18 protein-coding genes are annotated in these 21,210 nt (G+C 69.1%); 9 read left to right on the plus strand and 9 right to left on the minus strand.

Translation table 11 applies throughout. The features are described from left to right. Positions 1-162: 162 nt before the first annotated feature. Positions 163-2,619 (minus strand): ATP-binding protein, encoded by a 2,457-nt coding sequence (locus ACWEOI_RS00500; protein WP_452358568.1) that lies wholly within the window; start codon positions 2,617-2,619, stop codon positions 163-165. A gap of 139 nt (positions 2,620-2,758) precedes the next feature. Here ACWEOI_RS00500 and ACWEOI_RS00505 point away from each other — a divergent pair, with 139 nt between their 5' ends. The 3 genes from ACWEOI_RS00505 (at position 2,759) to ACWEOI_RS00515 (ending at position 5,168) form a co-directional block, all read left to right on the plus strand. After that, positions 2,759-3,172: a nitroreductase/quinone reductase family protein gene (locus ACWEOI_RS00505; protein WP_433670827.1), complete on the plus strand. Its 414-nt coding sequence runs from the start codon at positions 2,759-2,761 to the stop codon at positions 3,170-3,172. 153 nt (positions 3,173-3,325) lie between these two features. Continuing rightward, a complete protein-coding gene (locus tag ACWEOI_RS00510) occupies positions 3,326-4,975 on the plus strand; it encodes a PspC domain-containing protein (protein WP_452358569.1) in 1,650 nt (549 codons plus the stop codon). Next, positions 4,968-5,168, plus strand: coding sequence for a hypothetical protein (locus ACWEOI_RS00515; protein ID WP_452358570.1), 201 nt, complete (start codon positions 4,968-4,970; stop codon positions 5,166-5,168). The genes ACWEOI_RS00510 and ACWEOI_RS00515 overlap by 8 nt, the downstream gene beginning before the upstream one ends. A 129-nt stretch (positions 5,169-5,297) precedes the next feature. On the opposite strand, the gene guaA is transcribed toward ACWEOI_RS00515, so the two are convergent. After that, positions 5,298-6,863: a glutamine-hydrolyzing GMP synthase gene (guaA, locus tag ACWEOI_RS00520; RefSeq protein WP_433670824.1), complete on the minus strand. Its 1,566-nt coding sequence runs from the start codon at positions 6,861-6,863 to the stop codon at positions 5,298-5,300. A gap of 309 nt (positions 6,864-7,172) precedes the next feature. On the opposite strand from guaA, the gene ACWEOI_RS00525 reads away from it, so the two are divergent. Further along, positions 7,173-7,997, plus strand: a complete 825-nt coding sequence (locus ACWEOI_RS00525) for an alpha/beta fold hydrolase (protein WP_433670822.1) — start codon at positions 7,173-7,175, stop codon at positions 7,995-7,997. A 234-nt stretch (positions 7,998-8,231) separates the two neighbouring features. Here ACWEOI_RS00525 and ACWEOI_RS00530 read toward each other — a convergent pair whose 3' ends face one another. After that, on the minus strand, positions 8,232-9,365 hold the full coding sequence (locus ACWEOI_RS00530; protein ID WP_433670820.1) for a GuaB3 family IMP dehydrogenase-related protein: 1,134 nt from the start codon (positions 9,363-9,365) through the stop codon (positions 8,232-8,234). A 79-nt stretch (positions 9,366-9,444) separates the two neighbouring features. After that, a complete protein-coding gene (gene guaB, locus ACWEOI_RS00535) occupies positions 9,445-10,989 on the minus strand; it encodes an IMP dehydrogenase (protein ID WP_357098363.1) in 1,545 nt (514 codons plus the stop codon). A 334-nt stretch (positions 10,990-11,323) separates the two neighbouring features. Between guaB and ACWEOI_RS00540 the strand changes: the two genes are divergently transcribed. Continuing rightward, positions 11,324-11,737 carry a DUF5319 domain-containing protein gene (locus tag ACWEOI_RS00540; protein WP_029923780.1) on the plus strand — a complete coding sequence of 138 codons (414 nt, stop codon included), beginning with the start codon at positions 11,324-11,326 and terminating at the stop codon, positions 11,735-11,737. 93 nt (positions 11,738-11,830) lie between these two features. Here the strand turns inward: ACWEOI_RS00540 and ACWEOI_RS00545 are convergent, their stop codons facing one another. The 3 genes from ACWEOI_RS00545 to ACWEOI_RS00555 all read right to left on the minus strand — a co-directional run bounded on the left by ACWEOI_RS00545 (position 11,831) and on the right by ACWEOI_RS00555 (position 14,671). Next, positions 11,831-12,976: an anti-sigma-D factor RsdA gene (locus ACWEOI_RS00545; RefSeq protein WP_452358571.1), complete on the minus strand. Its 1,146-nt coding sequence runs from the start codon at positions 12,974-12,976 to the stop codon at positions 11,831-11,833. After that, positions 12,969-13,550, minus strand: coding sequence for a sigma-70 family RNA polymerase sigma factor (locus ACWEOI_RS00550; RefSeq protein WP_154786124.1), 582 nt, complete (start codon positions 13,548-13,550; stop codon positions 12,969-12,971). The genes ACWEOI_RS00545 and ACWEOI_RS00550 overlap by 8 nt, the downstream gene beginning before the upstream one ends. Positions 13,551-13,735: 185 nt before the next feature. Beyond that, positions 13,736-14,671, minus strand: a complete 936-nt coding sequence (locus ACWEOI_RS00555) for a hypothetical protein (protein WP_452358572.1) — start codon at positions 14,669-14,671, stop codon at positions 13,736-13,738. A gap of 610 nt (positions 14,672-15,281) precedes the next feature. Here ACWEOI_RS00555 and ACWEOI_RS00560 point away from each other — a divergent pair. The 3 genes from ACWEOI_RS00560 to ACWEOI_RS00570 all read left to right on the plus strand — a co-directional run bounded on the left by ACWEOI_RS00560 (position 15,282) and on the right by ACWEOI_RS00570 (position 16,863). Then, positions 15,282-15,575, plus strand: a complete 294-nt coding sequence (locus ACWEOI_RS00560) for a WhiB family transcriptional regulator (RefSeq protein WP_357088823.1) — start codon at positions 15,282-15,284, stop codon at positions 15,573-15,575. Between the two features lie 396 nt (positions 15,576-15,971). Continuing rightward, the gene (locus tag ACWEOI_RS00565; protein WP_452358573.1) at positions 15,972-16,547 is read left to right on the plus strand and encodes a sigma-70 family RNA polymerase sigma factor; all 576 of its coding nucleotides are present in this window, start codon (positions 15,972-15,974) and stop codon (positions 16,545-16,547) included. A gap of 1 nt (position 16,548) precedes the next feature. Further along, entirely contained in the window at positions 16,549-16,863 is a 315-nt protein-coding gene (locus tag ACWEOI_RS00570) for an RskA family anti-sigma factor (protein WP_452358574.1), read from the plus strand. Positions 16,864-17,108: 245 nt separating this feature from the next. Here ACWEOI_RS00570 and groL read toward each other — a convergent pair whose 3' ends face one another. Together groL and groES are read right to left on the minus strand one after the other, a co-directional pair. Continuing rightward, positions 17,109-18,716, minus strand: coding sequence for a chaperonin GroEL (gene groL / locus ACWEOI_RS00575; RefSeq protein ID WP_433670813.1), 1,608 nt, complete (start codon positions 18,714-18,716; stop codon positions 17,109-17,111). A 138-nt stretch (positions 18,717-18,854) separates the two neighbouring features. Next, entirely contained in the window at positions 18,855-19,157 is a 303-nt protein-coding gene (gene groES / locus ACWEOI_RS00580; protein ID WP_033086015.1) for a co-chaperone GroES, read from the minus strand. A gap of 596 nt (positions 19,158-19,753) precedes the next feature. Between groES and ACWEOI_RS00585 the strand changes: the two genes are divergently transcribed. Further along, entirely contained in the window at positions 19,754-21,202 is a 1,449-nt protein-coding gene (locus tag ACWEOI_RS00585; protein ID WP_452358575.1) for an Hsp70 family protein, read from the plus strand. Positions 21,203-21,210 lie beyond the last annotated feature (8 nt).

The following is a 21,210-nucleotide window of genomic DNA, read 5'->3' on the forward strand; positions in this document are numbered from 1 at the left end:
GCCGTTTCGTCCGGACCGGCCGGAAAATGGGCGCTGACCTGGGCCGTATCCCATTCGGTCCGGCACGCCCGGGATGCCGGGCCGATGATCGTTCCGCGCCGGACCGGATTATCGCTCGCCCGCGCCCGAACTGCGTTTTCACACCCTGACCGGGTAAATCTCTCAACCCGGCAGCAGACCCCGCTCCCAGGAGCTGAGCGCGATGTCGGACTCCTCGATGACCTCGATGGCCTGCTGGGAGGTGAAGCGTGCCTCGTCGATCCGGCCGGATGCGCGCAGGGCGGCGGCCAGGAGCAGCAGGGAGCGGCCTTCGATGCCGCGGCCGCCCCATTCGGCGGCGATGATCGCCTCCCGGGCCGTGGTCTCGGCGGCGGGGTGGTTCCCGGCCAGCAGGTGGGCGCGGGCGAGGAGCATGAGAGTCCAGCCCTGGATGGAGCGCGCGCCCGAGTTGCGTGCGATGTGAACGGCCTTGGCGCACAGGCGTATCGCGTCGGCGCGGGTGCCCCGGCCGGCATCGACCGTGGTGCTGCCGAGCAGTGACAGGGATCCGGCTTCGAAATGGAGCATGCCGGCCTGCCGGGTCATGGCCAGCGCCACCTGCGCCGCGTCCTGCGCGGGTCCGGCGGCGCCGATCCACAGGAAGCTGTAGCCCGCGAAGTAGTGGGCGGCGAACGCGACCAGCGGGTCCCCGGTCTGTTCGGCGTAGCGCAGGCATTCGCGATACTGGTGCGCCACCCGCGCCTCGGTGTCCTCCATCCAGCAGATGCCCAGGTGCGCGACCGCGGCGGCCCCGGCCAGGCGCGCACTGGGCGGCGGGCCGTCCGCGGCGAACGCGTGCAGGAGATGATCGCGGCTGAGCCGGTACCGCGTCATGGTCGTCGCCAGCCCGGAGCCGAGCGCGATATGCAGGCGCTGCCGGGCCACGGGGTTGCCGAGCCGGCTCGCCGCGTCCAGCACGGTCGTCAGGGCCGCCGACAGGTCGGGGGTGTGCGGTCCCTCGCCGGATTCGGTTGCCGCCAAGGCGATATCGGCCATCAGGTCCACGCTGCGGCCGCCCAGCCGGGCGGCCTGCCGGCCGAGCGCGATCAGATTGCGACGCTCGCCGAAGAACCACAGGAATCCGGCGGTCACATCGGGGAACGAGGTGGGCGGGCAGTGCGTGGCGGCGAGCTCGCCCGGCAAGGTGGTTCCCGGATTGATCACGGAGTTCAGGGATTTCATCGTGGCCAGGTAGTAGTCGAGCAGATCGACGACGGCGTCGGAGGCATCGGTGTCGCCCGCCCGGCGGAGCGCGAACAGCCGGACCAGGTCGTGATAGCGATAACGGCCTGGCGAAGGCGTCTCCAGCAGGCCGAGATTCACCAGCGACTCGCAGATCTCCTCGGCGTCGTGGACGGACATGCCGAGGATGGCTGCCGCGCCGTCGAGGAACAGATCGTCGCATTCCGGGGCGGCGAGCCGATGGAAGGCCCGGCGATGGTCCGGGTCGAGCTGGTCGTGGCTGAGCTCGAACGCGGCCTCGACGCTGACCTCCCCGGCCCGAAGCGCCGGCAACCGCTGCTGTTCGTCGGCGAGGCGCGCGGCCATGCTCGCCAGCGTCCACCCCGGTCGCTGCGCCAGACGCGCACCCGCGATCCGGATCGCCAGCGGCAGCGCACCGCAGTGCGCCACGATCCGCTCGACCGCGGCGGGTTCGGCGACCGCGCGTTCCTTGCCGACGATCTCCCCGAGCAGAATGGCGGCTTCGCGCGGCGTCAGCCCGGCCGGCTGGACCACGGTCGCGCCCGCGATCTCCGGCATCGCGACCCGGCTCGTGATCAATACCGCGCAGCCCGCCGACCCCGGCAGCATCGGCTTGACCTGCGCCGCGCTCGAAGCGTTGTCGAGCACCACCAGCAGCCGCTTGCCGTCCAGCACGCTGCGCAGATACGCGGCCCGCGTCTCCAGCGTCGCGGGTATCGCGCCTTCCCCCACCCCGAGATCCCGCAGGAAGTCACCGATCACGTCGAACGGCTCGGCCGGATTGTTCCCGGCCCCACGCAGATCCACATACAGCTGCCCGTCGGGAAACCGATCCCGGATCCGATGCGCGACCCGAATCGCGAAGGTGGTCTTACCGATCCCGCCCATCCCCGTGATCACCCCGACCGCCACCGCGGCCGGTGAATCGGCGATCAGCTGCGCCGACAGCCGTTCGCAGGCCTCCTCCCGTCCCGTGAAATCGGCGATGGCCCGCGGCAATTGGTGCGGCACGGCCGAGGACTCGGCCGCTGACGAGGCGGCCGCCTTCCACAGGGTCCGCCAATCGGTCAGGTTCGTGAGCGCGGCGGGCATCGGGCGGCCGGTGGCGCGCGCCATGTCCATCAGCGTCAGCAGGACCGGGCTCAGGGATTCGAAGCGGGCGGGCACACTGCGTCCGACCCGCCAGTCACTGACTCGCTGGATGGTCGCCCCGCCGACGTCTCCCCGCGCGCGGGTCGCCCGCATCCTGGCGTTCGCGGCCGCCACCACACCCCGCAGCGTGGGCTGCCCCGCCGCCGCGAACAGCCGCCCGAAACGCGCGGCGAACTCCGCCCGCGGCGAGACGGTGTCGGCACTCGCGCCGGAGTCCGGACTCATGGTCACCGCCCCATCGATCGTGATCTGCTGTAGGACACAGGATCTCACGGCATCGGAGCGGACGCTCGAGTCTTCGGAGCGGAATAGGGCCCGGTCCCGGCCGGTTGGAGTCCACGAGATTCCGAACAGGACAGGTGAGATGAACGCATTCAACGAATCGGTGATCGCGGAGTTCCGCGCCAACGGCGGCAAGGTCGGCGGCCCCTTCGAAGGCCGCACCAATATGGTGCTGATCACCACGACCGGCGCGAAGTCCGGCCGCCCCACCACCAACCCGCTGGTCTACGTCCCCGACACCGACCGCATCGTCCTGATCGCCTCCAACGGCGGCGCCGACAAACACCCCGCCTGGTACCACAACCTCCGCGCCAACCCGGAGCTCACGATCGAACTGGGCACCGAAACCTACACCGGCAAAGCCGAATTCCTCACCGGCGAGGAAGCCGAAACCCTCTACACCCGCATGATCGACCTGATGCCGGTCTTCGCCGAGTACCGAGCCGAAACCACCCGCCGGATCCCGGTCATCGCCGTCCACCGCCGACCCGCGTAGCGCACGTCCGGACGCCAGGATCGGCATACCGCACACCAGCGCGGTGGGCTCGGGGCATGGACCGTCGTTGACCGGGGTGAGGGGCAAGTTCAGGTGGGCATTCAGGGTCATCCCCGATGTGCCTGGGCCGGGGCCGACAGCACGATGGATGGCATGACGAGAACGAGCGACTGGTCCAAGGGTGCTGGGCGTACCGGCTTCTCCGATCAGATTCAGGATCTGTGGCAGACGCGGCCGGTGCGGTTTCCCAAGGACGGGCCGATCGCGGGCGTCGCCGTCGGGTTCGGCCGGCGCTACAACGTGGACCCGGTGCTGGTGCGGGTGGCGTTCGTGGTGTCTGCGCTGTTCGGCGGGGCGGGGGTGGTGCTCTATCTGCTGGGGTGGCTGCTGCTGAACCAGGCCGGAGACCAGTCCTCGGCGGCGGAGTCGCTGTTCGGGCGCGGCCAGGCGTCGCAGCCCTCGTCCAAGACCATCGTGCTCATGGTGGCGTTGGGGATCGCGGTGAGCACGATGGGTCCCGTCGGAGTGGGGCTCGGCGGGTCCGGGGTGATCAGTTTCGCGCTCATGCTGGGCGGGTGGTGGCTGCTGTATCAGCGCCAGATGCAGCCGCCCGCAGGCTATTTCGAGCCGTCGGCGGTCACCGATCCGTTCAACACCGGGTATCCGGGCACCGCGAGCCCGTACTGGACCGGGTATCCGGGCACCAATGCGGTGACCTTCCAGACGTACGGGCCGTACACGACGCTGCCCGACCGCTACGAGCCCGACCCGAACCAGCCGCCCGCCGCGCCGCAGCCGGAACCGGTCGTCACGCAGAAGCTTCCGGAGACCGAACAGGTCACCGAAGTACTGGAGACCCGGTACGCGCCCGCATCGTCGGTGTCCGACACCGTGGTCCTGCACAAGTCCGAATCCGCTTCGGGCCCCGGCGCTTCGGAGCAGTCGGACGAACCGGCGGAAACACCGGCGACGGCTGTCGATCTCACCAAGCCGAAGACCGACGACGATGACGGCGGCACCCCCGAGCCCCCGCCGACCGACGTCGAACCCCCGACCCTGCACCGGATTCCGCCGGCCACCGACCGCCCGCGCGCCGGATTCGGCCCCGCCCCGATCTCCCCCGACTTCGGCCCCACCCCGCCCGGCTGGGATCCCCTGGGCGTGGCCCCGCTGGCCTGGCAGCTGCCCGAGCCGACCACGCCGGTCCAGCAGCAGGTCGTCCAGGCTCCCCCGCCCCGCCCGCGGTCCCGGCTGACCGCCGTCACCATCGGTCTCGCCATCCTGGCCGCCGCCGCGGCGGGTTCGATGGCCGCGTCGGGCGTGGATTGGATGACGCCCGGACGGATCGGCGCCGCCGCACTGGCCGTGGTGGCCGTCGGCCTCATCGTGGGCGCGTTCCTGCGCCGCGGCTACGGCCTGATGGTGGTGCTGGCCCCGCTGGCCGGTTTCGTGATCCTGGCCTCGCTGATCGGCCCGATCCAGTTCGACGAGGGCGCGATGGGCGACCACAAGTGGTCCGCCGCAACCGATTCCGAGCTGCTGCCCGTCTACCACATCTCGATGGGCTCGGGCACCCTCGATCTGAGCCAGCTGAAACTGACCGAGGATCGCGCGGTCGAGGTGAAGGTGCGCATGGGCGACGCCCGCGTGGTCCTGCCGTCGAACCTGCGGGTCAACACGACCTGCAATGTCCGCATGGGTGATTCGAACTGCCCGAGCGGAATCTCGGGCCCGGCGACGGGCCCCGTCCTGAACCTGACCGTCGACGTGCAGATGGGAAACGCGGAGGTGAACCGTGGCTGAGAACAAGAATCGCCGACCCTCGTTCGCACTACTGCTGGCCGGCCTGCTGGGCCTGGGTGTGAGTGTGTGGGCCTTCATCGGCCCCCACTTGTGGCCCGTCTCCGGCGGTCTGTCGCTGGGCTGGATCGTGGTGATCGCCGCCATCGTGGTGGGCGTGATCCTGGTGCTCAGCCCGAAGAAACACCGGGAGTAGACCGCACGCGCCGCCCCCACCCCCTCGCCGGGGGCGGCGTCGCCCTCCTTCCCGGAACTGCCCTTCCGAGAAGGCCGAAGGCCCCGCACCTTTCGCAGGTGCGGGGCCTTCGCGTTCAGCGGGGAGCGCTCACTCCCATTCGATGGTGCCCGGCGGCTTGCTCGTCACGTCGAGCACGACGCGGTTGACGTCGGCCACCTCGTTGGTGATGCGGGTGGAGATCCGCTCCAGCACCTCGTAGGGCAGGCGGGTCCAGTCGGCGGTCATGGCGTCCTCGGACGAGACCGGACGCAACACGATCGGGTGGCCGTAGGTGCGGCCGTCACCCTGCACGCCGACGCTGCGGACATCGGCCAGCAACACCACGGGGCACTGCCAGATCGACTTGTCCAGCCCGGCGGCGGTGAGCTCCTCACGCGCGATGGCGTCGGCCTGGCGCAGCAGCTCCAGCCGGTCGTGGGTGACCTCGCCGATGATGCGGATTGCCAGACCCGGACCCGGGAACGGCTGGCGCGCAACGATTTCCTCGGGCAGCCCCAGCTCGCGGCCGACCGCGCGCACCTCGTCCTTGAACAGCAGCCGCAGCGGCTCGACGAGCGCGAACTCCAGATCGTCGGGCAGACCGCCGACATTGTGGTGCGACTTGATGTTCGCGGTGCCCGCGCCGCCACCGGACTCGACCACGTCCGGGTACAGGGTGCCCTGCACCAGGAACTCGACCTTGGTCTCGCCCTGCTCGCCGACCACCTCGGAGACCGCGTCCTCGAACGACCGGATGAACTCCCGGCCGATGATCTTGCGCTTCTCCTCCGGATCGGTGACGCCCTTCAGCTCACCCAGGAACTTGTCGACCGCGTCGACGGTGACCAGCTTGGCCCCGGTCGCGGCGACGAAATCACGCTGCACCTGCTCACGCTCGCCCGCGCGCAGCAGACCGTGGTCGACGAACACACAGGTGAGGCGGTCACCGATGGCCCGCTGCACCAGCGCGGCCGCGACCGCGGAGTCCACGCCGCCGGACAGACCGCAGATGGCGTGGCCGTCGCCGACCTGCTCGCGCACCTGGGCGATGAGCGCCTCGGCGATATTGGCGGGCGTCCACGCGCCCGGGATGCCGGCGATCTCGTGCAGGAACCGGCTCAGCACCTGCTGGCCGTGCGGCGAGTGCAGCACCTCCGGGTGGTACTGGACGCCGGCGAGCTTGCGCGCCCGATCCTCGAACGCGGCGACCGGCGCGCCCGCGGAGGTCGCGGTCACCTCGAACCCGGCGGGCGCGTCGGTGACGGCGTCGCCGTGGCTCATCCACACCGGCTGCCGGGTGGGCAGGCCGCCGTGCAGGATGCCGCCGTCGACGCTGAGCTCGGTGCGCCCGTACTCGCGAGTCCCGGTGTGCGCCACCGTGCCGCCGAGCGCCTGCGCCATGGCCTGGAAGCCGTAGCAGATACCGAAGACCGGCAGGTCCAGATCGAACAGCCGCGCGTCCAGCTGCGGCGCGCCCTCGGCGTACACGCTGCTGGGTCCGCCGGAGAGGATCACGGCGAGGGGCTGCTTCTCCGCGATCTCCTCGACGGTGATCGTGTGCGGCACCACCTCGGAATACACACTCGCTTCGCGCACCCGGCGCGCGATCAGCTGCGCGTATTGCGCGCCGAAATCGACAACAAGGACTGGTCGCTGGGTTTCTGCCACCTGCACAGTCTAGTGAGCGATTTAGGACACACTCCCCCCGGGCGACCCCCGCTCCCGCCCGCCCCGACCTGCGCGCGAATCACGGTGGACCGCCACCCCGGGCCGGAGTGCGCCGCGGCCTCGAAAGGGGTAGCCCGCCCGACCCGGAAGTGGTGGCATCGGGACGGTATTCGCGTCGGAGGTGGTTCGGATAGGGCCTTCCGCCCTCGCGTGGACGGTAATTCCTACCCGACCGCGGGGGCCGAGCGACACCCGCTGTGCCGGTGGGCAGGAAAGCTCGCCGGTTTGTCACCGGTGCTGGCTATCCTCTACCTCGTGCCATTCGCCCGTGCGATCGATGCCGAGATCCACTACGAGGACAGCGGGGGCGAAGGTCCGGTTGTGCTGCTGGGGCACGAATTCCTCATGGACCGAACGATGTTCGCGTCGCAGCAGGCGGCGTTGACTCCGGAGTTCCGGATCGTGACCTGGGATGCGCGCGGACACGGCCGCACCCGCGACGAGGGGCTGCCGTTCACCTACTGGACCTCCGCCCGGGACGCGCTGACCGTGCTGGATCAGCTGGGCGCGGGCCGGGCCGTGGTGGGCGGAACCTCCCAGGGCGGTTTCATCGCGCTGCGCACCGCGCTGCTGGCCCCCGACCGGGTCGCCGCGCTGGTGCTGCTCAGTAGTGAGGCGCACGAGCCCACCGCCGCCGAACTCACCAATGCCCGAAAGTTTCTGGACAAGTGGCACGAGGACGGTCCCCGCCCCGCGCTCGCCGAATACCTGGCCCGCTGGCTCATCGGCGACGACGACTGGTATCGCGCCGTCTGGGTGAAACGCTGGCTGGCCCGCGACCCGTCGGCCACCGAGGTCGCCGCGGGCGCGCTCCTGGGCCGCGACTCGGTGCTGGAGCGATTACCCGAAATCACCTGCCCCACTTTGGTCATCCACCCGACCCGCTCGGGCGTGCCCCGCTCACACGCCCGGGAACTGGCCGAACGCCTGCCCCGCGCGCACTATGTGGAGATCGACGGCGCCCGGCAGACGGTGAACATGACCCACCCGGTGGCGGTGAACTCCGCGATCCGAGAGTTCCTCCGCGATATCGCGGTACCGCCGCTGCGAGATTTCAGCGCCTGGCCCGGCAGCCGCTGACTCCCCCGCCTCTCCGCGCCTTCAGCGGGCGGCTGAGAGCCGTCCACCGTTCTGCACCCGTGCCGGCGGTTGCCGGCCAAACCGATTGTGGACGTACCCGGGGAGTTACCCGGATCGTCACGACATCAGTTGCCGCGTTGAGAGACGCCCGGATCGAACGTCGGGTCATCGCAGTAGCGCCCCTCGAACACTGTGTGAGTGTGCAAGGGGCGCTACATGTTCCAGCCGTTGTTTCTAGCCGCGCACGTTCAAACCGACCTTCTGGAATTCCTTGAGGTCGCTGTAGCCGGTCTTGGCCATCGAACGACGCAGGCCGCCAACCAGATTCAGCGAGCCGAACGGGTCGTTGGACGGGCCGTTGAGGACCTGGTCCAGCGGGACCCGCTCCTCGTCGACCGCGTACGGCAGCACCGCGCCGCGCGGCACCGACGGGTGCGCGGCGGCCGAGGGCCAGTACCAGCCGTTGCCCGGGGTCTCGCGGGCCATGGCCAGCGGCACGCCCAGCATGACCGCGTCCGCGCCGCAGGCGATGGCCTTGGCGACGTGCCCGGAGGTCAGGGTCTCGCCGTCGGCGATGACGTGCACGTAGCGGCCACCGGTCTCGTCCAGGTAGTCGCGGCGCGCGGCGGCGGCGTCGGCGATGGCGGTGGCCATCGGCACGCCGATGCCGAGCACCTCACCGGTGGTGGTGGAGCCCTGCATCGAGCCGTAGCCCACGATGACGCCGGCCGCGCCGGTGCGCATCAGGTGCAGCGCGGTGCGGTGATCGGACACGCCGCCCGCGACCACCGGCACATCCAGCTCGGCGATGAAGGTCTTGAGGTTCAACGGTTCCCCGTCGCCCACGTGCTCGGCGGAGATGATGGTGCCGTGCACGACCAGCAGGTCGATCCCGGCCTGCACCAGGCTCGGGGTGAGGGCGCGCGCGTTCTGCGGGCTGACCCGCACCGCGGTGGTGACCCCGGCGGCGCGCACCTCGGCGACCGCCGCGGCCAGCAGGTCGGCCTTCATCGGAGCGGCGTGCAGCTGCTGCAGCAGCGCGACCGCCGCCTCGGTGCCTTCCTTCTCCGCGACCTCGGTCAGCTGCTGCACCTTGGCGTCGACGTCGGCGTGCCGGGCCCACAGGCCCTCACCGTTGATGACGCCCAGGCCGCCGGCCCTGCCCAGTTCGATGGCGAACTTCGGCGAGACGAGCGCGTCGGTGGGATGCGCGAGGAACGGGATCTCGAAGCGGTACGCGTCGAGCTGCCAGGCCAGCGACACCTGCTTGGAGGAGCGGGTCCGGCGCGAGGGCACGATGTCGATATCGTCCAGCTCGTAGGTGCGCCGAGCCGTCCGGCCCATGCCGATCTCGACCATATCGCGCATCGTTGTTCAGTCCTTTCGGGTTCGGTTGCCGGACATGACAAAACCGGTCCGCGGCGATGCGCGAACCGGTTCGGTCCGGCTACGAACGAGTGGTGTAGTTGGGAGCCTCGACGGTCATGGTGATGTCGTGCGGGTGCGACTCCTTCAGGCCCGCCGCCGTGATCTGCACGAACTGCGCCGCCTGCAGATCCGGAATGGTCTGCGCGCCGGTGTAACCCATGGCCGCGCGGAGACCGCCGACCAGCTGGTGGATCACCTGGTCCAGCGGGCCGCGGAACGGCACCCGGCCCTCGATGCCCTCGGGCACCAGCTTCTTCTCCGACAGCACGTCGTCCTGGAAGTAGCGGTCCTTGGAGTAGGACTTGGCCTCGCCACGTCCCTGCATGGCGCCCAGCGAACCCATGCCGCGGTAGCTCTTGAACTGCTTGCCGCCCACCAGGATCAGATCGCCCGGCGACTCGGCGGTACCGGCCAGCAGCGAACCCAGCATGACGGTGGAGGCGCCGGCCGCGATGGCCTTGGCGATGTCACCGGAGTACTGCACGCCGCCGTCGGCGATGACCGGCACACCGTGCGGCTTGCACGCCGCGGTGGCCTCCAGGATCGCGGTGATCTGCGGCGCGCCCACACCGGCGACCACGCGGGTGGTGCAGATGGAGCCGGGGCCCACACCCACCTTCACCGCGTCCACACCGGCTTCGACCAGCGCCAGCGCGCCCGCGCGGGTCGCGACATTGCCGCCGACGATCTGCACGCGGTCGCCGACCTCGGCCTTGATCTTGGAGACCATCTGCAGCACGCCCGACTGGTGGCCGTGCGCGGTGTCCACGATGAGCACGTCCACGCCGACCTCGGCCAGCGTCATGGCGCGCGCCCACGCGTCCTCGCCGACACCGACGGCCGCGCCGACCAGCAGCCGGCCGTCGCGGTCCTTGGTGGCGTTCGGGTACTGCTCGGTCTTGACGAAGTCCTTGACCGTGATGAGCCCGCGCAGCTTGCCGGAGCCGTCGACGATCGGCAGCTTCTCGATCTTGTGGCGGCGCAGCAGGCCCAGCGCGGCCTCGGCGGTCACGCCCTCCTGCGCGGTGATCAGCGGCGCCGGGGTCATCACCTCGGCGACCTTGCGGTCCTGGTCGACCTCGAACCGCATATCGCGGTTGGTGATGATGCCGACCAGCATGCCGCGCTCGTCCACCACGGGCAGACCGGAGATGCGGAAGCGGGCGCACATGGCGTCGACCTCGGCGAGGCTGTCGTCGGGGCGACAGGTGACCGGGTCGGTCACCATGCCCGCCTCGGACCGCTTCACGGTCTCGGCCTGCGCGGCCTGCGCCTCCACCGACAGATTGCGATGCAGCACGCCCATACCGCCCGCGCGCGCCATGGCGATGGCCATGCGCGCCTCGGTGACGGTGTCCATGGCCGAACTCACCAGCGGGGTCCGCAGCGAGATGTCGCGGGTCAGCTTGCTGGAGGTGTCGACCGAACTCGGGATCAGATCGGAGGCCGCGGGAAGCAGCAGCACATCGTCGAAGGTGAGGCCGAGCATGGCGATCTTGTTGGGATCGTCGCCGCCCGTATGGGGGCGGCCTGCGTTACGTTCGCCCGTCACGGGACTGCTCATTCGGATCGACCCCTCCTGGACCTCGGCAACACCCACCGGGCCGGGTCCCGGCGGATGCGTAGATGAATGGCAATGCCGGCGATTGCTACCCGGCCTTTGGTCAACCATGGTATCCGTCCGTGAATTCCTGGCCGCACCCGCGCCCGGACCGCCGTCGACGGCGGTCCCGGCGGCCGCATCCGCTGCGTTTTGTCGGCTCAGCCATTACTGTGTCGGCTGTCACGACACGACCGTGCCCGCCCACGCCAGCAAAGTGCGCTGTACCACCAGCGAAGTGGAGGCAAATCCCCTTCAGCGCTGGCGCACATGGGGTGGTTCTGCGTACCGTGGGACTGTGCGTGACCATCTACCACCTGGCTTGCCGCCGGATCCATTCGCCGGAGACCCCTCCGACCCGTCGGCCGCGCTCGATGCCATCGAGCCGGGGGAACCGCTGGATCCTCACGAGCGCCTAGCGGTCGAAGAGGATCTCGCCGACCTCGCGGTGTACGAGGCACTGCTGGCCCACCGCGGCATCCGCGGTCTCGTGGTCAGCTGCGAGGACTGCCGGCAGGATCACTACCACGACTGGGACATGTTGCGCGCCAACCTCCTCCAGCTACTGGTGGACGGCACGGTGCGACCGCACGAACCCGCCTACGACCCGACGCCCGAGGCCTACGTCACCTGGGACTACTGCCGCGGCTACGCGGACGCTTCCATGAACGAGGCACTGCACGGCGACGGATTCGACGGATTCGACGTCTGATTCATCGGAAAGGGCCTGCATCCCCAGGGGATGCAGGCCCTTTCCATTTTCGACTGATGAAACACCGATGGCCGCAGGGCTATCGGGACATGCCTAGTGCGTTCCCGGCACCGGAACCGGCACCACGGGGGCACCGGGCGGCACGGCGAGGGACGACGGCAGCACCGGCGGGATCGTGATCGGCTGCTGCTGAGCCGGCGGCTGCTCGTGGGTGGGCGGCTGCCCGCCGCCCGGAGTCCCACCCTCGGTATTGCCGATGGTCGGCACCACGACCGACGTCGGACCGCCCGCGGTCGGCGGCGCCGTGTGCGGCTGGGTCTCCACCGGCGGCACGGTCGGCACCTGGGTCACCGGCGGCACCACGGGCTGCGTGGAGATGCCGCCACCGGTGGCCGGATTCGGGTTCGGGTTGGTGCCGCCGAGGATCGACGAATCCACCGTGGTCGGCGGATTGCCATCCGTCTTGACCGGCGGAACGACCGGCGACACCGGCACATTCGCGGAGGACGGCACGGCCGGGGCCTTGGTCGTGGCCGGGGCCACAGCCGCCAGCGACTCGGCAACCTTGGGCGCCGTCGCCTGCAGCTGGGTGTAGAGCTGCTGCCAGCGATCGGTCAGGCTGTCCTTCTTGCCCGAGTCGTTGACCTGCGAAGCATTGTCCGCGGCCCGCTCCATCAGCGGCTTGGCCTCGTCGGCCTTGCCCTGCGCGATGAGCTCCTTGGCCTGCTCCAGGTCGCTGTCCGCCCGCGAGACCACGGTGGACTGGGCCTGCTCGCTGAACACGACGGTCTTCATCCGCCAGAGCGGATCGCCGGGACTCGCGTTGTAGGAGAACGCCGTCAGGCCACCGAAGATGAGCGCCAGGGCCGCCGCGGAACCCAGGATCGGCCGGACGAGCCGTAGTCGCCCGCGGTTGCCCGCGCCGATTCTGGCCTGTCGTGCACCGATCTCCTGATTGACCGCGGCGACGATGGCATCCAGGTCCGGTCCGGCCGGCAAAGGCTCGGCCACGATCTCCGCACGCCAGTCGGCCAACAGGGCCGCCAGCTGGTATTCCTCCGAAGTACCCGTCTGCACGGGACCGTCACCGGAGATGGCGTCGATCAGCGCATCGTCGCGTCGCACCGCGGCGATATCGACCGGCCCGGTATCACCGGACGCCTCGGCGTAGGGACCGCTGTTCTGCGATCCAGGTCGCGCCTTGAAGTCGCCCCGACCGCGCTCGCCATCCCTAGCCATACATTTCACCTGCCCTCGCCACTTGAGACTTGAGTTTCGCGAGTGCCCGGTGCTGGGCGACTCGTATAGCACCCGCCGTACTGCCCACGGCGACTGCAGTTTCTTCAGCCGACAGACCCATGACCAGGCGAAGGATCAGGATTTCTCGGTGCTTCTCCGGCAATGTCGCCAACAGTGCGTTCATCTGTCGGCTCGTTTCGGATTCGAGAGCTCGCTGTTCCGGTCCCTGGTCGGTGGATATGACATCCGGTACTTCGGCCATGGCGTCCGCCTTGTTACGGGCGGAATTTCTGTGGGCGTCCGCGACCTTGTGCGAGGCGATGCCGTAGACGAACGCCATGAACGGTCGACCCTGATCCTGATACCGGGGAAGAGCGGTCATGACGGCCAGACAGACCTCCTGCGCGACGTCGTCAGCGGAGAGTTGGCCGCGTTCGGCCGTTCCGATGCGCGCACGGCAATACCGCACCACGAGGGGGCGGATGCTCACCAGTACCTGGGAAAGGGCCGCCCGGTCGCCCTGCGCTGCGGCAGCGACGACAGCGGGATCCAACTCCTCACCCGTGTTGTTCATCGTCAGAGCTGTTCCTGGCGTTTACGAGAGTGGCACGGCGGCGGGATGGCGAGCCGATGCTTCCGCGGAGGGGCGGAACGGTCCAACAATAGCGGCTGGCGTACTGGCACCAATCGTTACGGGGTCGTTCTCGGGGCAGTCTCAGGGAAGTGCCGGAGATCACTCAGGGACGATCGGTGGATCAATCAGGGACGGCCGAGAAGCTCGCTCGCCGAACGCAATCGCCCGCCGCGAGCGGCCAGCAACCGCGCGCACTCGGCCGCCACGGCCGCGCCGTCACCACCGGGTTCGACACCGGAGCGGAGCATGGCGCAGGCCCAGCGCAGCGGGAGCAGCTCGTGTTCGGCACAGGCCCGGTCGACTTCGACTGCGAGAGCACGGGATCGATCGAGGTCGCCGGCGGCGGCGCTGGCGGCGGCCAGCAGTAGCCGAGATTTCACTCGATGCCGCAGCGAGGGCGAGTTTTCCGCGAGCGCGACGGCGGCCTCGGCGTGCGCCAGGGCGGGGTCGGCCGAAACCGGGCGATCGCCCGCGGCGGGATCGGCCGCGGGGGCGGAGATCAATCCGGAGCCGGGGGCCGACAGCGCCGTCTCGGCACTCACCCAATGCAACCGCACGCGCGGCCGCCACGCCGTGTCGGCGGTGGCCAGGTGAACGTCGAGATAATTGCGGCAACGATTCAGCAGCCGGGCGGCAAGCGCCGGGCGGAGGGTGCCCAGGGCATCGGCGGCGAGTCCGGTCAACGCGTCGCAAACGGCTTCCACGGAGCGGATCTCCGCGAGTGTCGCGGCGGGCGCGGGATCGGTGGCAGCGAGCGCGGGCAGCGCCAGGGCGGCGGCGCGCCCGTCCACGACAGCGGCGTGGTTGTGCCAGCCGAGCTGGCGCAGCAACGACGCCTCGGTGCTGTGAGTGAGCGACAGCAGGGCGGGGTCGGTGGTGCCGCGCCGGGCGTGGCGGAGTTCGGCGCGCGCGGCGGCGTAGTAACCGATTCCACTCAGCGAGACAGCGCGCAGCCAGGATCCGGCGGCGTCGGGAGCGGCGGGCAACCCGGCGGCAGCACGCTCGGGCGCGGAACCGAAAGCGGCGTCGGCGAGTACGGAGTTCACTTCGAGCACAGGCACAGCCGCACTGTAACCAGTGGCCGGACATGTGAGGGCAGCCGCCATAGCATAGTTCGCCAGCTATCGACCAGCATTCACCGGAGTCATTGTGTTTCCACTCCGTAAATCTGTCCTCGCTATCGACCAGCACGCCCGTAAGGAATTCGTATAGCGTTTCGCGCTATTAACCCGGCGGCCTCGAAGCGGCCATCTCTACCCTACTCAGCGCCGGATGTCCAATGGCTGAGATCACTCTGATCGAGAGCCTTGCATAGATCGCGGCATCCGGATTCGGGTCCAAAAAGCCTGTCCTACCTGTGGTTTTACCAAGTCGGATGGGCTATCACAGCCAGGTCACGGCGCTGGGCAACCGATCAGTATCACCACAGGCACCCCATCTTGTAAATAGCTCGGATGTTAATTCTCTAATGTGCAGGTATTCGGCTCGAGTCGAATGAAGCTATTGACTCGAATTCGTTTCGCGACCTAACGTACGTCATCGCCGTCGTTGGCGTCGTGCTGAATTGCGGCGCCGATGAAGTGCGATCGCCGGGCCACGGCGATGCGGCCACCTGTTTGCCACCAGCACCGCTCGACAATGCCGACGAGCTCGCACCAAGAGGAGTTCACCATGCCGATGCCAACCCACCTCCCGGGGCCGAACGCCGATGTATGGGATTGGCAGATGCGCGGATCCTGCCGCGGTCAGGACTCCGCCGTGTTCTTCCACCCGGACGGCGAGCGCGGCCGGGCGCGAGCCCAGCGCGAGCTACGGGCCAAGGAAATCTGCAAGGCCTGCCCGGTGCTGCTGCAGTGCCGTTCGCACGCGCTGAAGGTCAGTGAGCCCTACGGCATCTGGGGCGGCATGTCGGAGACCGAGCGCGAGCTGCACGCCCGCCGTAACCGCCGCCGCATCGTCGCGTAATCCGGGCGCCCGCAGGCACTCTCGGCAAACGCGCGGGACCGGTGTTCACCAGCGGTGTTCCTGATGCGACAGCGGGCCGGGCTCGAGATTCTTCCCCATCCTTTCGGGGTGGCGCGCCGAATAGCTAGCAAACACCCGGCACCGCCCGGCGGGGTGGGCAACCTCCGGCGCGTCACGGCGTGTCTTCGATGTCACGATTGCGACGTTTCGGTCATATCGGAAAATCGCTGTGCCACAGTCGCTTTGCCGAATACCCCACCCGAGAGGAGGTCATAGCGGCACGCTACCCTCGTGGCCGATGACACAGAACGGAGCGTTGTGACAACGCGGCCGCCTGCCGCAGAGGGCGACTCGTTCCAGAGCTCGAGGGACGGACGAGGGGTGGATGCACCCAGCGTGGACTCTGCGGTGACGGCGCGCGCAGCCGAAAGTCTCGAACTCGCCGCACTTCTCGAGCGTTGCGGGCAGTCCGATCAGCAGGCCTTCGCCGAGCTGTACGACCGCACCAGCGCGCGAGTGTTCGGCCTGGTCCTACGCGTGCTCCACGATCCGGGATACGCGGAGGAGACCACTCAGGAGGTCTATCTCCAGATCTGGCGCACGGCCGCCAATTTCGATCCCAACAAGGGATCGGCTGTCACCTGGTTGATGACGCTGGCCCATCGCCGCGCGGTCGACCGAGTCCGCGCCGAACAGGCCCACGCCCAGCGTGAGGTCGCGTACGGCACCAGCACCCTCGGTCACGAATTCGACGAGGTCACCGAGGAGGTCGGGCGGCGGCTGGAACAGCAGGCGGTGCTCGCCGGGCTGGCCACCCTGACCGAGACGCAGCGGGAGGCGATCTCGCTCGCGTACTTCGGCGGTCGGACATACGCCGAGGTGGCGGCCTATCTGGGCGTAGGGTTACCTACCGTTAAGTCCCGTATTCGGGACGGACTGACACGACTCAAGAAAAGTTTGGGAGTGACGTGAGATGAACGAAAGCCAGATCGATCTCGCGCACACTGTCGCGCTCGGATCGATCGGCGACGAAGATCAGCGCGCAGTGGCGGACCTTCTGGATACCGATGACCCCGTACTGCGTGCCGCCTTCACCCTGGAAGTGCAGCAGACCCGAGAAGCGCTCGCGCTGGCCGCGTCCGTGCCGGCCGTACCGCCGCCGCCGGCCCTCCGCGACCGCCTTCTCGCCGCGATAGCCACCGACCCGGCCCCGCCGACCCCGATTCACCATTCGCACACCGCTCTCCGCAACGGAAACGGCCGTTCGTCGTTCCCCGTGAGAGATTGACCCACCCCGCGCCCCGGAACGCTCTCCGGGGCAATCTCCCAATTCCACCCCGCCCCTACCCTTTCAACTGGTAAGGGCACCCCCGGGTAGCGCCCCAATCAAATGGGACAATTCGGACACTGGAACTCCGTGCGCGCCATGAGAATTCATGCCCGCACGCAGCCGTCGAGACGACGTGCTCCACAGCCTGAAACGCCGAGGCCCCCGGACGGAATCCGTCCGGGGGCCTCGGTGTCACCGATCGATCAGTGGGAGTGGCCGGCGTGGGCGTCGGCCGCTTCCTCGACGGGCTTGTCGACGATGGCGGACTCGGTGGTCAGCACCATGCGGGCCACCGAGGTGGCGTTCTCGACGGCGGAGCGGGTGACCTTGACCGGGTCGATGACACCCTCGGCGACCAGGTCGCCGTAGGTGAGGGTGGCGGCGTTGAAGCCGTTCTCGCCCTCGGTCACCTTGGAGACGACGACCGCGCCGTCGACACCGGCGTTGCTGGCGATCCAGTACAGCGGGGCCAGCAGGGCCTGACGCACGACCTCGACGCCGACGGCCTCGTCACCGGACAGCGAGTCGCGCAGCGCCGGCAGCGTGGCGGCGGCCTGCACCAGGGCGGTGCCACCGCCGGGGACGATGCCCTCGGCGACCGCGGCCTTGGCCGAGGCGACCGCGTCCTCGACGCGGTACTTGCGCTCCTTGAGCTCGGTCTCGGTGGCCGCGCCGACCTTGATGACGGCGACGCCGCCGGCCAGCTTGGCCAGCCGCTCTTCCAGCTTCTCGCGGTCCCAGTCGGAGTCGGTGTTCTCGATCTCCTTGCGCAGCTGCGCGACCCGGCCGTCGATGTCGGACTGCGCGCCCGCGCCCTCGACGATGGTGGTCTCGTCCTTGGTGACCACGATGCGGCGGGCCTTGCCCAGCACGTCCAGGCCGGCCTCACGCAGGGTGATGCCCAGGTCCGGGTTGACCACGGTGCCGCCGGTGACGATGGCCAGGTCGTCCAGGAACGCCTTGCGGCGGTCACCGAAGAACGGGGCCTTCACCGCGACCACCTTGAGGGTCTTGCGGATCGCGTTCACCACGAGGGTGGACAGCGCCTCGCCGTCGACGTCCTCGGCGATGATGACGACCGGCTTGCCCGACTCGGCGATCTTCTCCAGCAGCGGGAGCAGGTCCGGCAGCGAGCTGATCTTCTCGCGGTTCAGCAGGATCCACGCGTCCTCGTAGACCGCCTGCATGGTCTCCGGGTCGGTGACGAAGTACGGGGACAGGTAGCCCTTGTCGAACTGCACGCCCTCGGTGATGGCGACCTCGGTCTGCAGACCCGAGGACTCCTCGATGGTGACGACGCCGTCCTTGCCGACCTTGGTCAGCGCCTCGGCGACCAGGGCGCCGATCTCCTCGTCCCGCGAGGACACGGTGGCGACCTGCGCGATGGCCTTCTCACCGTTCACCGGGGTGGCGGCGGCGTGCAGGGCGGCGGCGACCGCGTCGGCGGCCTTGCTCATGCCCTTGCCCAGGGTCATCGGGTTGGCGCCCGCGGCGATGTTCTTCAGGCCGCCCTTGATGAGCGCCTGCGCCAGCACGGTGGCGGTGGTGGTGCCGTCGCCGGCGACGTCGTTGGTCTTGGTGGCGACGCTCTTGACCAGCTGCGCGCCCAGGTTCTCGAAGGGGTCCTCGAGGTCGATGTCGCGGGCGATGGTCACACCGTCGTTGGTGACGGTCGGGCCACCGAAGGCCTTGGCCAGCACCACGTGCCGGCCGCGCGGGCCGAGCGTGACCTTGACGGCGTCGGCGAGCTTGTCGACGCCGCGCTCCATAGCGCGACGAGCCTTCTCGTCGAACTCGATCTGCTTTGCCATGTACCTACTCCTGTGAAGGTCGGGGGCGAACGCACTCCGCCCCGGGCCGGTTGCTGTATTGGCAGCTGCGACTCCGGGGCGGTGTCTCTCGTAAGGGGTTCAGGGGAAGCCCCCTGGGCCCCGAGAGTTGGAGCGTTCTTACTTGGTGACGACGGCCAGCAGGTCGCGGGCCGACAGGATCAGGTACTCCGAGCCGTTGTACTTGATCTCGGTGCCGCCGTACTTGCTGTAGATGACGACGTCGCCTTCCTTGACGTCCAGCGGGATGCGCTTCTCGCCGTCCTCGTCCCAGCGGCCGGGGCCGACGGCGATGACGGTGCCCTCCTGGGGCTTCTCCTTCGCCGTGTCAGGGATGACCAGACCGGAGGCGGTGGTGGTTTCGGCCTCGTTGGCCTGGACGAGGATCTTGTCCTCGAGCGGCTTGATGTTCACGCTCGCCACGTTGAGCCCTCCACTTTCAGGGGATTCTTCTCGTCCGGGGCTGTTCCCCGGACGCACGGTTTCGGTCATGTGCGTGACCCTGTGCAATCAGCCCCGTCGTCGCGGGTGCCGGGACCCCTGCTCAGTAGTCATCAGCTGGCACCTGAGCACAAATACCAGTGCCACCTAGCACTCTATACACGGGAGTGCCAGCGCTCAAGGCAAGGGGCTGCCAGCGCACCCTCCTGACACGACTCGCCGACGTGACGGCCCGGGAATCTGAGGTCTTCCAAAGAAATCCGAAAATCTGTAACGTTCGGATAACGGATTGTGACACCATTGACGGCGGCCACGCGGCGAGACCGAATCGGTTGCGTCACGCGCGCCGTCGACAGTTACACATCTGCTTCACCCCGCTTTCCGTGCGGCAACCCCGCGCACGGGCTCGAGAAGAGAGCAAGACCGCAAGTGATCAGTGGCAGGTCCGGATGCCCCATCGGACGCGAGCCCGCCACGGTCCGTAGCTCGCCGGAATCGTCCGCTACCCGTTGGGCGCGCCCGGAGTCCGTTCGAGATGGTCGTCTCCACCAGGACCATCCGCTCGAAGGGAGGTGAACATGCGAACATCCCTCGGCATCTCGGCCGGGAGCGAAGTGGTGTGCTCGGCGACGGTCGCCACCGCGCCCAACGGCGCCCAGAGCTTCGACTACCGGGTCGTGACGGCCGATACCGCGCACTCCGACCTCGGTGATCTCGTGGCCTCCTCGATCGAGTTGATGACCACCCAGATCCCCCGCGACACCGTGCATCCGGTCGGCGCGGGCGCCCGGAACAACGGCCGCCACGAGCCCGACTCCACGCCGCCCGGCGATATCGCGGTCGCCTACCGGGACCGCGAGCAGGCCCAGATCATCCGGTCCGCCATCGGGCGGCAGCGCCACGGCGTGCAACTGATTCCGGAGACCACCGCGGCCCTCGCCTACCTGCGGCACACCGGCCTGCTGGACCGCTGGGACACGGTGGCGGTCATCGACATCGGGGCCAAGGGCACCACGGTCTCGGTCGCCGATCACGCCGACGACACCGTGCTGCGGTCCGAGCGCATCACCACCATCGGCGGCAACGCCATCGACGAACTGATCCTGCAGCACCTGCTGGACTGCCACCTGTCGCGGCGCGGCATCCGCCCGAACCGCGGCATCCTGCTCAATCGCAGCCGCGCCGCCAAGGAGCACCTGTCGGTGGTCCCGGCGGTGACCATCGATCATGTGGCCGGGCAGCCGCTCAAGCTGACCCGGGTGGATTTCGAGGAGATCGTCGCCGATCTGCTGCACGATCTGTCGGTGTTCGCGCGCGGCGTGTTCACGCGGGCCCCGAAGTTCCCGGAGGCGGTCGCGGTGATCGGCGGCGGCGCGAACGTGCCGATCATGGTGGTGGGGCTGGAACGCCAGCTCGACATCCCGGTGGTCACGGTGCCGGAGCCGGAGTCCGCGATCGCGAAAGGCGCGGCGCTGGTGGCGGATTCGACCGTGCCGACCGCCTTCCCGGTGATCGGCCTGGGCTCGGACGCGCCGATCGGCACCTTCACCAAGCTGGCGGGCACGCTCGCCGGGGCGATCGTGGTGGTCGGGCTGATCGTCGGGTACGGGGTCAAGGAGTTCGTGATCGAGGAACCGCAGCCCGCGCATTACTCGCCGACCTCGACGCAGCAGCCGCCGACCACGCCGCCCGTGCCGACGACCACCGTTCCGGCGCCGAGTTCGGTCAACCCGACCACGAACCAGAACCCGAGCCACCGCACCACGGTCGCCGTGCCCCCGGCCCAGACCGGTTCGGCGAACGGCACTCCCACGGTCGTCCCCAGCGTCACCACGCAGCAACCGCCGCTGCGTCCGGACCCGGATCTACCCCAGATTCCGTTCCCCGCGGATCTGCCGCGCCTGCTGGGCCCGCTGCTGGGCACCAAGCTGCCGCCGATCGATCCGGAACCGCACGTCTCGCCGACGCCGCGCGCCACCGCCTATGCCGCCTCCCAGCGATTTCAGCGGCCGGCTCTGAGCCGTTGACCGTCGGC

This window comes from Nocardia sp. NPDC004340 (assembly GCF_053602575.1).